This is a genomic window from Acinetobacter sp. BY419 (assembly GCF_019038395.1).
Classification (GTDB): domain Bacteria; phylum Pseudomonadota; class Gammaproteobacteria; order Pseudomonadales; family Moraxellaceae; genus Acinetobacter.
Genome location: NZ_JAGFXZ010000004.1, coordinates 1 through 14,111, shown reverse-complemented (window position 1 = coordinate 14,111; position 14,111 = coordinate 1). Strand labels below are relative to the sequence as shown.

Sequence of the window (14,111 nt, the reverse complement as noted above, 5' to 3'; positions counted from 1 at the left end):
CTCCATGAAAAAACTCATCAACAACCCTGAAAATTTGGTTGTCGAAATGTGCAAAGGCTTCGTGCTTGCCCATCCTGAACTACAATTTACCGAATCGCATAAAATCATTTCACGCAAAGAAAAACATAACAATGTAGCGCTCATTAGTGGTGGTGGTAGTGGTCACGAACCTGCACATGCAGGCTTTGTGGGTACTGGCATGTTAGACGCTGCCGTCTGTGGCGATGTCTTTGCATCCCCATCTCAAATTCAGGTCTATAAAGCATTGCAGCATGTCGCAACCGATAAAGGCGTGCTCATGATCATCAAAAACTATTCTGGCGATATGATGAATTTCCAGAACGGCGCAGCATTGGCAGCGGAAGATGGTATTAAGGTCGATTATGTAAAAGTTGCGGATGATATTGCAGTCAAAGACAGCCTCTATACGGTCGGTCGTCGTGGTGTGGCAGGTACTATCTTTGTGCATAAAATTGCCGGTGCAGCTGCATCCAAAGGCTTAGAGCTTCCTGAAGTCAAAGCCATTGCACAAAAAGCTGCCGACAACGTCATTAGCCTTGGTTTCGCTTATAGCTCTTGTACCGTTCCTGCCAAGGGCACACCAACATTTAGGCTTGCTCATAATGAAATGGAATACGGCGTGGGTATCCACGGTGAACCGGGCATCCGTCGTGAAAAAATCCTGCCATCGAAAGAACTGGCTCAACGTATTATCGATGACTTGTTCCTCGATCGTCCTGATCTTCAGGAAGTGGCCGTATTGGTCAATGGTTTTGGTTCAACGCCAATGCAAGAGCTATATGTTTTTAACAACGATGTTTGCGAACATTTGGCGCGTAAAGGCATCAAAATTTACCGTACTTTTGTCGGTAACTACATGACCAGTATCGACATGAACGGTGCATCAGTTTCACTGCTTGCAGTGGATGATGAACTGAAAAACTATCTGGACGCAGAAGCCAATACCCCTGCATTGAAAATGGATGGCTCACCTGCAATGCCATTTGAATTTTCTGCTCAAAATGCAGCAGCTGAACGCAGTGCCAATACTGAAGTTGAAACTCAAGCAGAACATGCTGAAATCCAGAATGAGCAATTCGGCATTGAAAATATGCGCTATGTGGTTGATGTCATGGCTGCGTGCATTATCAAAAATGAAGTGCCATTCTGCGAGCTGGATGCCCATGCCGGCGATGGCGATTTTGGCATGAGCGTAGCCAAAGGCTTTAAACAGCTGAAACGCGAATGGCAAAGTCTGATTCAAGCGCAGCACATGGATGAATTCCTGCTGAATAGCTCGATGATTATTATGGAACACTGTGGTGGTGCATCAGGTCCAATTTGGGGTTCAGCCTTCCGTGCCGCAAGTAAAGCCATTCAAGGTAAAACCAGCTTAAGCGTGGCAGATTTTGCCGAGATGCTCCAAGCTGCAGTCAAAGGCATTCAAGTTACCGGTGAGCGTTCATTTGGTCGTGGTGCTGAGGTGGGTGACAAAACCCTAATTGATGCTTTGGTTCCTTGTGCAGGTTCATGGTCTGCCAATACCGGCAAGACTTTTAAAGAAAACTTTGTCTTGGGTGCAGCAGCTGCGGTAAAAGGTGCAGAATCGACTAAGGATATTGTGGCACGCATGGGTCGTGCCGGTACGGTCGGTGATCGTAGCTTAGGCTATCCGGATGCAGGTGCACATGGCTTAGGCGTAATCTTTACAGATATTGCAGAGCATATTAAATAAATCAGTCATTAAAAAAGCCTCGAATCATCGGGGCTTTTTATTTCCTGGCATACACCCGGTTCTCAAGCAAGGTAGTAGAAAGAATGTTTATTGAAATTTTTCTAGATACTTGTTCAGCTTTTCTTTGACCACGACCCTTTTATGGCCTTTTATCTGTGCTTCACTCAAAATTCCTTCCGAGTCAACCACCACTACAGGATGGCCATCCTTTTTCAAACGAGCCACGCCTTCAAATAACATCCGGGCCCCCACATTATGAATTAAGGTCAAATTGGTCAGATCCAACACGATTCGTTTTTTACCTTCCGGTTCATCTTGCAAAATACGGAGCAGCATTTCCGATTCAGTAAACTGCAATACGCCACGTAGTTCATACACCACCACATGGTCCCGTTTTCCAGTGAGATAACGGTTTTGCAAAATGGTTTGTGCCGATGGCGTTCCTTCCATTAAATGTAGCCCCATTTCGCGGGACATACGTTCAAAAATCTCGACGCCACGTACACTATGCCCATGCTCATCAATTCGTGGTGAAAATACGGCTATGCCCACCTGTCCAGGTAACACGCCGATAATACCGCCTGCGACCCCACTTTTGGCCGGAATACCCACCGTGCTCAGCCAGTCACCAGCAGCATCATACATTCCGCAAGTGAGCATCACACTCAGGACTTGCCGCACCACAGAACGGTCCAGCAATTTTTTACCGGTTTGCGGCTGAATCCCACCGTTGGCGAGTACCCCGGCGATCATCGCCAGGTCTTTGACCATCACCTTGATTGAACACTGCTTGATATAACCATTGACAACAGCTTCTGGATCTTCTTCCAGCACCCCTACTGTACGCAGCATATAGCCCAGGGATCTGTTACGAAACGCTGTTTTCATTTCAGATGTATATACTTCGGTATCAAAACTCAGTTCACGCCCAGCCAAACCACTTAAAAAACGGCGCAACTGTTCCGCACGGGATACTGTTCGTTTATAGGGAATCAGAGAATGGGTGGTAATTGCACCGGAATTGATCATCGGATTTTTCGGAATATTGGAATCTTTCTCTAGTGAAATCTGGTTAAAGGCCTCGCCTGAAGGTTCCACGCCCACTTTTTCCATGACCTTGGTCAAGCCGACTTTCTGCAGGGCCAAGGCATAAGCAAAGGGCTTGGACATGGACTGCATGGTAAACTCAACCTCGTCATCACCGGTTGAATACACTGTGCCATCTACGGTGGAGAGCGCCAAAGCAAACTTCTCTGGATCTACTGCTGCCAGCTCAGGAATATAATCTGCCAAGGCACCTTTATGATTGTCACGGCAGGAACTTAAAACATGCTTAAGATAGTCTGGCACCGGTGTTTTCATCGAATGAGCTTATTCCAATTTGCGATTATTTTTAATTACCATACCGGTTTTTGACTTAAGTGCCAGAGTGAAAAGGTAATTTTCTACATATCCGTATTATCGGTTGTGCACTGTTTGCGTCAGATCCTCCGGAAATAAATTGTATTTTTGTTTTAATTTTCTCTTTAAGAGATATCAAAAAAGGGCAATGCTGCCCTTTTTATTTATTCTGGATGATTTATTTCACTCTGGTTTTGCGAATCATCTTGTATAGCAACTTGGGTGAAATACGAGAGACCAGTACCCCGAGTTTTTCTTTCTTACCGCCAATCACGATATATTCTTCACCGCACTGCAAAGCTTGTACAGTCTGACGGGCAAAATCTTCTGCCGTCAGACCATTTTCAATGGCTTCATCTGGGTGCCCTTGCGGTTTACCTTCACCATTTAGGGCATTCAGGGATACATTGGTTTTGACAAAGCCCGGAAAAACCACCGATACGCCAACACCCTGGTCAGCCACTTCCGCACGCAAGCTATTGGCCCACATATGAATTGCAGCTTTGGCAGCCGAGTAAGAAGCACGATATTGAGTACCGAGCAAACCTGCCACACTGGAAATAAATACAATACGACCGGATTTTTGTGCCAGAAAAGTCGGCAGCACCATTTTAGTTAAAAATACCTGCGAGAAATAATCCACTTCCATAATGGTACGTTCAGTCTGCATGGTGGTATCTGCAATCAGGGCACGCTGACTGAGGCCGGCATTATTGATCAGCCAGTCAATCCGGCCTTTCTTTTGTAGCACCTGATCATAGGCATGGCGAACCTGACTTTCATCCGTAATATCAGCCGTGATGGAAATATGCTGATCTGGATTGATCAGGCTTTGGCGAACATTTTCCAGTTCTTCAGGCCGGCGTGCAGTCAGAACAATCTGTGCACCCTGTGCAGCGCAATACCCGGCAATGGCTTTACCGATCCCTGAAGATGCACCAGTAATCCAGACCACTTTTCCCTTTAAGTCTTCAACTTTCGCCATGAAATCCTGTTTCCCTTGTTTTAATGGACGTGCGGCGGCATTTCATCTTCCAGAAATACCAGTAAATGCTCAAAATAATAACTCATCGTATCAGCATCATAGATATTACTGAGTTTATCAAAACGTTTATAGCCTAACTGGGTGGTTAAATGAATCATGCCATTCAGGGTTTTATCGACCACAACATTAAATTTCAACATTTTTTTGGGTTCACGGATCAGGTACGTCACCCCTTGGTCAACCACCTGGGTAAAGGCTTTTAAGGCCGGTGATACATACTGGTGATTGCCATTTTTCATCTGGTCGACACAGCCCAGCAGTTCCATCACCAGCATCTTTTCCACCGGATAACGCATAAAAGCATCACCGGCCTGTTCATAAGTCATTTGATGCAGATAGTTCACCATCGGCATGAGCCGTTCATTGCCAAATAAGGAAACCGACCAGGGCATATATTTACGCGTTGTATGAATAATCTGCTGAATCACTTTTTCAGATTCACTGTCGGGTGAATTGGCCAGTTGCACCACCTGACCAAAAATCTGGTCAATAATTTCACAGGCCATATCGGCCAGATTTTCACCTAAGGGTCTGGCCAGACTGTCTCGCTCGCCGGCATTTAATCTGGAATGGAGGTCTTTAAAGCGCTGATGGGTTTCAGGCTGAATCTTGAGGGAAATGCTATAGCTCATCTTATTATCCTTTTTTGATATTATGCGATGAGTCGCGTTTTTTATCTGTCCATGATACGACGAGTTGCTGCACATGCCAATTGGTTAAAGTTTGAATTTGGTTAAGCTGCCGCAGGTACTATTTTTTTTGCTACAATAGATCCAATTTTTCATTCACTTTTGATCTGTTTAGACTATGACTGACTCAGCGCAAAATATCGCGACCACCTACGATCCGACCGAGATCGAGAAAAAATGGTACCAAACTTGGGAAGAGCGTGGTTACTTCAAGCCGTCTCAAAAAGGCGAATCTTTCTGTATCATGATTCCGCCACCAAACGTCACTGGTAACTTGCACATGGGTCATGGTTTCAACAATGCCATTATGGATGCGTTGACCCGTTATAACCGCATGTCAGGCAAAAATACGCTTTGGCAACCGGGTACTGACCATGCCGGTATTGCAACCCAAATGGTAGTAGAACGTCAGCTTGGTGCCGAAGGCATTAGCCGTCATGATCTTGGCCGTGAAAAGTTCATCGAAAAAGTCTGGGAATGGAAAGAACAATCTGGCGGTAATATTACCCGTCAAATCCGTCGTTTGGGTTCTTCGGTGGACTGGTCACGTGAACGCTTTACCATGGATGATGGCTTATCCAATGCGGTAAAAGAAGTATTTGTAAAACTGCATGAAGAAGGTTTGATCTACCGCGGTAAACGTCTGGTCAACTGGGATCCAAAATTACAAACTGCCCTGTCTGACCTGGAAGTAGAGTCAGATAAAGAAGAACAAAGTTCGTTATGGCACTTCAAGTATTTCTTTGAAGATAAGTCAGTGCGTACACACGATGGTAAAGATCACATCGTAGTTGCAACGACGCGTCCAGAAACATTACTTGGTGATACCGCGGTTGCAGTGGCCCTTGATGATGAACGCTATGCAGACTTAGTCGGCAAAAACATCATCCTGCCAATTACCGGCCGTGCGGTTCCAATCGTTAAAGACGAATATGTAGACAAAGAATTCGGTACCGGCTGTGTAAAAATCACCCCTGCTCACGACTTCAATGACTATGAAGTAGGTAAACGCTGCGAATTGCCTATCATCAATATTTTCAACAAAAATGCTGAAGTACTGGCTGAATTTGAATACATCGCGAAAGCGGGCGAACAGATTTCTAAAACCATTCCAGCACCTGCAGACTACATTGGTTTAGAACGTTTTGAAGCACGTAAAAAAATAGTTGAACAGGCTGAAGCTGAAGGCTGGTTAGACCAGATCCAACCTTACACATTGAAGCCACCTCGTGGTGACCGTTCAGGTGTCATCGTTGAGCCACTTCTTACAGACCAATGGTATGTGAAGATTGCTCCACTTGCGAAACCTGCGATTGAAGCAGTTCAAGACGGTCGTATCAAGTTCGTTCCTGAGCAGTACAGCAACATGTACATGGCGTGGATGAACAACATTCAAGACTGGTGTATTTCGCGTCAATTGTGGTGGGGTCACCGTATTCCGGCTTGGTACGATGCGGAAGGCAACGTTTACGTGGGTCGTGACGAAGCGGAAGTTCGTGCGAAAAACAACATCCCTGCCGATGTTCAGTTAAACCAAGACGAAGACGTACTGGATACCTGGTTCTCTTCAGGTCTTTGGACATTTTCAACCTTAGGCTGGACTGGTGACGAAGCAAAAGATAAAGAGAACTACTTCTTAAATACCTTCCACCCGACTGATGTACTGGTGACTGGTTTTGACATCATCTTCTTCTGGGTGGCCCGCATGATCATGCTGACCATGCACTTCATGAAAAATAAAGATGGCACACCACAAGTACCATTCAAGACTGTGTATGTTCACGGTCTGGTACGTGATGGCGAAGGTCAGAAGATGTCTAAATCTAAGGGTAACGTGCTTGACCCATTAGACCTGATTGATGGTGTAGATCTTGAAACACTGGTACAAAAACGTACCACAGGTTTGATGAACCCGAAACAGGCATCGAAGATTGAAAAATCAACCCGTAAAGAATTCCCTGAAGGGATTCAGTCTTACGGTACCGATGCTGTACGTTTCACCTTCTGTGCGCTTGCAAACACAGGTCGTGACATCAAGTTCGACATGAAACGTGTTGAAGGTTACCGTAACTTTGCCAACAAGATCTGGAACGCAACCCGTTTCGTGATGATGAATGTCGAAGGTCAAACCATTGGTTCAGAAGCACGTCAAGACCTTTGGGAACTCCCTGAACAGTGGATTGTAAGCCGTCTGCAAAAAGCGGAACAAGCGGTGCAAACAGCGTTTGCAACCTACCGTTTAGACTTGGCTGCGCAAGCGATTTACGAATTCATCTGGAATGAATACTGTGACTGGTATGTTGAATTAACCAAACCAGTTCTGAACGATGAAAATGTGTCTGAACAGCGTAAAGCTGAAGTACGTCGTGTTCTTCTTTCTGTGATGGAAGCATCTTTACGTTTGGCGCATCCATTGATGCCTTATCTGACTGAAGAAATCTGGCAAACGCTTGCACCTAAACTCGGTATTACTGGTGAAACCATTATGTTGGCGCCGTATCCTGTTGCTGAGCAAGCACTGATTAATGACCAGGCTGAAGCAGATATGCAATGGCTGCAAGGTTTGATCGGTGCAGTACGTAACATCCGTGGTGAGATGGGTCTAGGTAATGCGCGCTTGTTGCCTGTTCTGCTGCAAAATACAACTGATGCTGAAAAAGCACAGATCGCACGTATTGAACCGTTGTTCAAAGCATTGGCTAAAGTTGAAAGCATTACCTTCTTGGCTGATGGCGAACAACCACCATTGTCTTCATCATCTGTCGTTGGTCACGTATCTGTATACGTTCCAATGAAGGGCTTGATTGACCCTAAAGCGGAATTGGGTCGTCTACAAAAAGACCTGGACAAGGTTCAAAAACAGCATGACCAAATTGCGGCTAAACTTTCGAATGAAGGTTTTGTAGCAAAAGCACCTGCAGCTGTGGTTGAAGGCGAGAAAGTGAAACTTGCTGAGTTTGCTGACCAGTTAGCGAAGATTAAAGCGAATATGGAACAGATTGCGGCGCTTTAAGTGTTGGTAATTTAATCCAATTTGTTATATAAAGGGCTGATTATTCAGCCCTTTATAGTTATGAAACCGATTCAATCTATTACCATCAAAGACACTATAATACCTTTAACAAACCGTAATCTTATTATTATCGGAAATAATGGATCTGGAAAAACATATGTATTGGATAATATTTATAGTGAGATACAGAAACTTGTAAAAGATAGTGACTACTTAGATAAAGAAATTAAAAATAAAAGAAACAATATCCTTAAAGAATTAGAAAATATCTATAAAAATTTTTTATATATATTAGATTTAGATAGCGTCGAATTAGAAACATTAAAAAACAATATTAATTCAACTAGTGATATTGAATTTTCTATTAAGTTAAAAAGCTTACTACAATCTATAAATAACAAACATAATATTTTTCTAGAAAATTACAAAAGTTTTCTTTCTAGTCAAGTAACTGATATTTATACAGAGTTTGACCCAAAACCTGAGATTAGAAGATCTTATAAGAAAAAATACTACTATGAAAATAAAAATCAGTTAAATTTTTATTTAAAGGATCTAAATAGAAAAATATCTAAATTTATCAATTCAACAATTTCATTAAAATTAAATATTGATTTTAATAAACAGCATAAATCTCCTAATTTTGTAGTTAATTTTTTTAATGCAAAGAGAACAACAAATACCGAATCTAAAGAAAATCTTTCAAACATTTCAATTTATACTAACTTTGATAATTTATTTGAGAAATACTTAACCGACCAATTTAAGTCAAATTTACCAATAAAAGAAAATATAATTGATGAAGATTTTGAATATGTAGAGATCAAAAACAATTGGCTAAGCAAGATAGAAAATGATTTAAAATACATATTTGAAGAAGAAGAAACCAAAATTTCATTTGATAAGATACAAAATAAAATTCTAATATTTTCTGGTGAAAAAATTTATAGGCTTGATAGCCTTTCCTCAGGCTTACAATCAATTTTTAAAATCTATTCAAGCCTTTTATTAAGAACAAAAATTATGCAAATAGATCCAGAAGATTTATTAGGAATAGTCATTATTGATGAAATAGATGTCCATCTTCATATCTCTTTGCAAAAGAAAGTTTTACCTTTCCTAATTAAAGCTTTTCCAAGAGTTCAATTTATTGTTAGTACACATTCACCATTTGTTATTACATCAACTAATAACGATACAGTAGTTTATGACATTTCAAGCGGTGAATTCTTTAAAGAAGATTTGAGTCGTTATTCTTATGAATCTGTGATTAAAGGATTATTTCATGTAAATCCTATGAGTTTTGAAATAAAAAAAACTGTTGAAACTCTTAAAAAACTTTTAGATGAAAATCCTATTAATTATGATTCTATAAGATCAAACATTAAAGATTTAATTTCACTTGATAAAAATGGTCAATTAGATAAGAAAGTGAAAAACCTTTATTTACAAGCCATCAATTTACTTGCAGATCATAATCAGTTGGAGGATTTAGATGTTTAAAGTAATTAAATCTGCACGACCTACTGATTGGACTACTAAGAACTATAAAGATCCTATAGTTATTAGGCTATTGAAAAAGGACTTTCACGGAAAATGTTATATCTGTGAACAAAAGCATTTCCCAAATTTAAATGTCGAGCACTTTGTTCCACATTTAGAGGATGAAACTCTCAAGCTTGATTGGAACAACCTCTATTACGCTTGTTCACGTTGTAATTCTATTAAAAATAAATATTACGACGATATGCTAGATTGTTGTAATCAAAATCATTTAGTTGAAGAGTGGATCAAAGTCTATTACAGAATGCCTGATGAAGACATTGAGGTAGTTAATGCTTGTCCCAGTGATAATTTACATTACTCTCAGGCAGAAACTTCCAAAGAATTAATAACTAGATGCTTCAATAATGCAAATAGTGGTATCCAAGAAGTAAGTAAAGAGGATTTAAGAGAGAAAATTATAGAAGTTCATAACGATTTCCTAAATATGAGACGAGAATTTTTTAAAGAACTTGATAACTGGCAAGATGAAGAGAAAATTAAAAAGGCAGATGACATTAAACATCGCCTTAAATCTCATTATGCATTTTCAGCCATTCTTCGTGGCTATTTAGAAAAGGATTCTAAATGGAAGAATGCATTGGATGAAATTGAACAATTAAAGCTTCTACAATCAGCATAATCCTCTCCTTTTAGGCGAGGGAATTTTTCATTATTAAATCTGGAGTTGTTACGCAAATAAGGGATTAAAGCATCCCATGCCTTAAAAACATCTCTAAGCCACTCACCTTCTTGATATACCTCAACCGTTCTTTTTCTACTTTGATCTGCTGTTTTATGGCCAACGTATCTTCATCGATTTGCTTGTACAGGTCAGCAATATGAACCTTGCCTTTCGACTTTTTCACGGCAATTTTGGTTTTATGCGACCACACTAAAGTATCAATTAACGCATCAATTTGACCTTGTAATGTCTGACTCTGCGCATCCAGAGCCAGTTGATAAAACTTCAGTTGCTCTGCATTCAAACCTTTTTGCGAAGGCTCCCTGTCTTGCTCGATCTGGAGCTGCATTTTCAATAAAGCAAATAAATCCTGCTTTTCATAAGCCTCATTGGCATGCTGCAACAATTCTGTCTTTTTTATTTTTTTTACATCATTCGATTCACGGTCAGGGTGAATGATGGCAGCGATTTTTAAATACACAGTTTTCAATGACTGCTCTGTCAGCTTTGCAGCTTGCTCCTGTTTTTCCTGCTGACGTTTTAGTCTGGCTTGCTCACGCGCCTGTTGAAAATGATCATGATGCCATTCTTCAAATGCATCCGTGTCGGTTTGGTCTAAGTCATCTCGATCTTCAAAGAATCTTTCCAGTTCATTTGTTTTTTTCTGATTTTTCCTGAATTGAGCATGTTCATTGAGCTGCTGATAGTAGCTATAAATTTCATTGACCTTATTGGCTTCTTGCGCCGACATCGCCTGTGAGTCTTTTAAATAATCTGCAAGATATTGAATTTTTTCATCCAGCACGACTATTTCCGCCTTTGAAAATTCTGCCTTATGCAAGTGCTTCCATAACTGTGCAAGCTGCTCAAACAAAACCCGATGCAATTCATAATAAACAGGGATAAAAGTTTGCTGTGTATATTGTCGAATCTCTTCCTCAGCCTGTCGCCACTGTTCCAGCTCAAGCTTTTGCTGTTCAATTTTATCAATCAGGCGATCAAGCTTTTTCTGCTGTGGCGAAAGTGCTGTGAATGGCTGAATAATGGTTTTTAAACTGAAAGACATAGCAGAAGAAACAAAAAGAAATCATACCTATATTAAATGTTTCTGCTTGCCTCACATAGTATTTTCAAATCTGCACTACCCAGATTTGTATCAGAATAAATAAAAGCAGACCGAAGCCTGCTTTTATTTATTTTTTGAGAGTTATTCCAGAATTACCCGACCATTTAATGGCTGTACCGGACGGTTGTTCGGATGCCCCATCAATTTGGAAAATTCACTGATCTGCTTGGTAGAAGCCTGCTGAATATCTTTTAGAATCAGCCAGCGTACCCCTTCTGAACACGGAGGTGTGGTCAGTGAACCACTAAAGCGATAATAATCCAGGTTTTTAGGCAGTAGCTGATTGACAGGTTGTGGTGTCTTTAATTCTACTTTTTCGCCCTGCTTTTTCGGCAAACGGTTCCACATGCTTTTCAGCATCTGGCTTTCCTGCCCCTGCTCAAACATCATGCCGACTACTGCCAGCTCGCCTTTGGCATTGGCATGTACAAAGTGAATCTCTAAAGGATAGCTTTTGCCTTTAATCAGGTTTTCACTCGGACTATGCAAATGGAACTGTTTCAGCTCAAAGCGCTCGCCATCCAGCTGCAATTCGCCACCTTGCGCAAAATCCACCTGAACAGTATGACCTTTATTTTCGATCGCATGAATCATGGTGTTATAGCTGAACTTGAGCGGTTCCAGTTCTGCCTTAACTGTTCGTTCAATATTGATCGGTGACTGGTTCAGACCATTACAAGCCGAATATTGCTGGCTCAAAGTCGACCATTGTTCAGGCTGAGTATAATCCCACTCCGCATCTGCCCAGCCTGCTGTACTTAAACCCATAACCGTTAAAAATGTGAATATTTTTTTCACAACACTTCCCTTCCTAGAACCGTAATCAATAATTTTTCATTTAGAAAACAATTTTTTAGAATTATCACTACCTATTTTCAGCCCACAAACTACCGATTTTTACCTAATCTGGGTGATTCACTTACAATTTTCCAAACACTTAAGCCTCTTAGGAGTTAATTTCTTAAAATTTATTAATTAAATTTCAAATAGATAGTTATTTTATTGTATTAAAATCAATCAGCACAAAATGTGATCTGATTCACAATCAGAATGCTGAATATTTATACAATATTTACATGAAACTTCTAGCTTCTTGCTAAATAAACCTGACGATAAAACGCACATAAATCGCTTTATTTTTTAACAATCTATTTTCTATTCATAAACTTACATAAACACAGCAGTAAACAAACCGGCTGCATTGCTAGACTCAGTTCAACGCGTTATATAGGAACCATTTAATGGACTGGGCCTCGATCTTTATTCATGATACGACTTGGGCATTTGCATCAGAGATTTTGCTACGTTGTATGGTGATGTACATCATGATTATCCTGTTTCTGCGCCTGACAGGAAAACGAGGTGTACGGCAGCTTTCAATTTTTGAGGTCGCCATTATTCTGGCCCTGGGTTCGATTGCCGGTGACCCGATGTTTACTGAAGATATTCCGCTGATTCAGGCAGTTATAGTCATGTCGGTGATCATTATCATGTACCGCATGACCACCTGGCTCATGATGAAATATCAATGGTTTGAAGACCTGCTGGAAGGAAAACCAATTTACATTGTAGAAGCTGGTGTATTGGTGATTGAAGAAATTAAAAAAGGCAAAATGTCACATGATGAATTCTTTGCCGAAATGCGTCAGCAAGGCGTAGAGCATCTAGGTCAGGTTCGTACCGGTTTACTGGAAACAGACGGTAAATTCAGTGTGTTATTTTTTAGCGATGATGACGTTAAACCCGGCCTTCCTCTTTTCCCTAAAAACTGCTCTATTGTCAAACAGGTCAAGGCCGAGCAATTATATGCCTGTATTTACTGTGGTCAGGTTCAAAGCCTATCCAAAGCTACCCAGCCATGTCCTCGTTGCACATTCTCGCAATGGGCCGAAGCGATTGACGGCCAGCGTATTACTTAAGTTGATTCAGCATGTGCAAATGAGTAAAAATTTCTGGGAGCTGCCGGATTTTATGCTGAATCTCGTCAGCATCAGGGTGAAAGCCCTGCATCCATAAGGCATGCATTCCGGCATTTTTTGCTCCCTGCACATCATTAACCGGATGATCTCCAATATATAGGCAGCAGTCAGGCTGCACACCTAAACGCTCTGCAGTGATCTGGAATATTTCCGGTTGTGGCTTGCTAAAACCCACCAACCCCGAACTGATAATTTCATCAAAATACGCTTCAATACCCAGACCCCGAATCGTATTTAAACGGGTATCATGTCCGCCATTAGAAACAACGGCAAGCTGATACCCTTGAGCTTTCAGCTGCTTTAATACGTGTTCTGCTTGCGGCATTTCTACGGCAAAACGTCAAAACTGGCTAAACCAGAACTGGGCCAGTTCGTCTATGCTGGGTGGCTTTAACCAGGACATTTCCTGCAACAAGGCATAAGCTGCCGAAGCGCCAATACTGCCATGGGTCAGCAATTCCTTTTTAGGATAACCGCCATTGTCGATACGCCTTACAATCTCGATAATTTTATCAGGCTCGACCTGTGCCAATGCTGGAGCATAATATTCTGCCAGATACTGACTATAGGCCTGTGCAGTCAGATCACGATGGGTCAAGGTATTATCAAGGTCAAATAAAACGGCTTGGATCGTCATAATTTCCAAATTAAAATGTTGAAACTTTCAGTCATGGTAACAGCCCGAAACCGGGTAGATTAGACCTAAAATTGCTAAGTTTTGTTGTTTTAAGCATAAAAAAAGTGATGCTGAAGTATCGCTTTTTTATAGCTTAGATTAGCATTTGAAGTGCAACACCATGTTGTTGCCATAATACCTGACTCGGACTTTTAAAGCCGAGTCTTTTTCTTGGACGATGATTTATACGGTCAGTGATTTCTGAAATGTATTCATCTGT

General features: G+C 41.1%; 10 protein-coding genes and 1 pseudogene. 5 read left to right on the top strand and 6 right to left on the bottom strand.

Annotated elements, in window-relative coordinates; all coding sequences use genetic code 11:
• The first annotated feature begins 4 nt into the window (after positions 1-4).
• Positions 5-1,735 (top strand): dihydroxyacetone kinase subunit DhaK, encoded by a 1,731-nt coding sequence (gene dhaK / locus KUG37_RS02445; protein ID WP_216934001.1) that lies wholly within the window; start codon positions 5-7, stop codon positions 1,733-1,735.
• 87 nt (positions 1,736-1,822) lie between these two features.
• On the opposite strand, the gene KUG37_RS02440 is transcribed toward dhaK, so the two are convergent.
• The 3 genes from KUG37_RS02440 to KUG37_RS02430 form a co-directional block, all read right to left on the bottom strand.
• Positions 1,823-3,097, bottom strand: a complete 1,275-nt coding sequence (locus KUG37_RS02440; RefSeq protein WP_216933999.1) for a glutaminase — start codon at positions 3,095-3,097, stop codon at positions 1,823-1,825.
• A 217-nt stretch (positions 3,098-3,314) separates the two neighbouring features.
• Positions 3,315-4,121, bottom strand: coding sequence for an SDR family oxidoreductase (locus tag KUG37_RS02435; protein ID WP_216933997.1), 807 nt, complete (start codon positions 4,119-4,121; stop codon positions 3,315-3,317).
• Positions 4,122-4,141: 20 nt separating this feature from the next.
• On the bottom strand, positions 4,142-4,813 hold the full coding sequence (locus KUG37_RS02430) for a hypothetical protein (RefSeq protein WP_216933995.1): 672 nt from the start codon (positions 4,811-4,813) through the stop codon (positions 4,142-4,144).
• 175 nt (positions 4,814-4,988) lie between these two features.
• On the opposite strand from KUG37_RS02430, the gene KUG37_RS02425 reads away from it, so the two are divergent.
• From KUG37_RS02425 to KUG37_RS02415, 3 genes are read left to right on the top strand one after another with little or no spacing between them, the layout of a single operon-like run.
• Positions 4,989-7,883: a valine--tRNA ligase gene (locus KUG37_RS02425; protein WP_216933992.1), complete on the top strand. Its 2,895-nt coding sequence runs from the start codon at positions 4,989-4,991 to the stop codon at positions 7,881-7,883.
• Positions 7,884-7,943: 60 nt separating this feature from the next.
• On the top strand, positions 7,944-9,386 hold the full coding sequence (locus KUG37_RS02420; RefSeq protein WP_216933991.1) for an AAA family ATPase: 1,443 nt from the start codon (positions 7,944-7,946) through the stop codon (positions 9,384-9,386).
• Positions 9,379-10,068 (top strand): HNH endonuclease, encoded by a 690-nt coding sequence (locus KUG37_RS02415; RefSeq protein ID WP_216933990.1) that lies wholly within the window; start codon positions 9,379-9,381, stop codon positions 10,066-10,068. The genes KUG37_RS02420 and KUG37_RS02415 overlap by 8 nt, the downstream gene beginning before the upstream one ends.
• Before the next feature lie 64 nt (positions 10,069-10,132).
• On the opposite strand, the gene KUG37_RS02410 is transcribed toward KUG37_RS02415, so the two are convergent.
• On the bottom strand, positions 10,133-11,176 hold the full coding sequence (locus tag KUG37_RS02410) for a molecular chaperone DnaJ (RefSeq protein WP_216940132.1): 1,044 nt from the start codon (positions 11,174-11,176) through the stop codon (positions 10,133-10,135).
• A gap of 141 nt (positions 11,177-11,317) precedes the next feature.
• A complete protein-coding gene (locus KUG37_RS02405; protein WP_216940136.1) occupies positions 11,318-12,004 on the bottom strand; it encodes a carbonic anhydrase in 687 nt (228 codons plus the stop codon).
• A 473-nt stretch (positions 12,005-12,477) separates the two neighbouring features.
• Here KUG37_RS02405 and KUG37_RS02400 point away from each other — a divergent pair, with 473 nt between their 5' ends.
• Positions 12,478-13,155, top strand: a complete 678-nt coding sequence (locus KUG37_RS02400; RefSeq protein WP_216940131.1) for a DUF421 domain-containing protein — start codon at positions 12,478-12,480, stop codon at positions 13,153-13,155.
• Here KUG37_RS02400 and KUG37_RS02395 read toward each other — a convergent pair.
• A pseudogene (locus tag KUG37_RS02395) lies at positions 13,148-13,852 on the bottom strand (HAD family hydrolase). The gene KUG37_RS02400 and the pseudogene KUG37_RS02395 sit on opposite strands and share 8 nt — an antisense overlap.
• Positions 13,853-14,111 lie beyond the last annotated feature (259 nt).

What these genes read in the sequence shown, in the direction of transcription:
- KUG37_RS02440 (WP_216933999.1), bottom strand. Translation starts at nt 3,097, where the DNA reads ATGAAAACACCGGTGCCAGACTATCTTAAGCATGTTTTAAGTTCCTGC.
- KUG37_RS02410 (WP_216940132.1), bottom strand. Translation starts at nt 11,176, where the DNA reads ATGTCTTTCAGTTTAAAAACCATTATTCAGCCATTCACAGCACTTTCG.
- dhaK (WP_216934001.1), top strand. Translation starts at nt 5, where the DNA reads ATGAAAAAACTCATCAACAACCCTGAAAATTTGGTTGTCGAAATGTGC.
- KUG37_RS02400 (WP_216940131.1), top strand. Translation starts at nt 12,478, where the DNA reads ATGGACTGGGCCTCGATCTTTATTCATGATACGACTTGGGCATTTGCA.
- KUG37_RS02415 (WP_216933990.1), top strand. Translation starts at nt 9,379, where the DNA reads ATGTTTAAAGTAATTAAATCTGCACGACCTACTGATTGGACTACTAAG.
- KUG37_RS02425 (WP_216933992.1), top strand. Translation starts at nt 4,989, where the DNA reads ATGACTGACTCAGCGCAAAATATCGCGACCACCTACGATCCGACCGAG.
- KUG37_RS02420 (WP_216933991.1), top strand. Translation starts at nt 7,944, where the DNA reads ATGAAACCGATTCAATCTATTACCATCAAAGACACTATAATACCTTTA.
- KUG37_RS02405 (WP_216940136.1), bottom strand. Translation starts at nt 12,004, where the DNA reads ATGGGTTTAAGTACAGCAGGCTGGGCAGATGCGGAGTGGGATTATACT.
- KUG37_RS02435 (WP_216933997.1), bottom strand. Translation starts at nt 4,121, where the DNA reads ATGGCGAAAGTTGAAGACTTAAAGGGAAAAGTGGTCTGGATTACTGGT.
- KUG37_RS02430 (WP_216933995.1), bottom strand. Translation starts at nt 4,813, where the DNA reads ATGAGCTATAGCATTTCCCTCAAGATTCAGCCTGAAACCCATCAGCGC.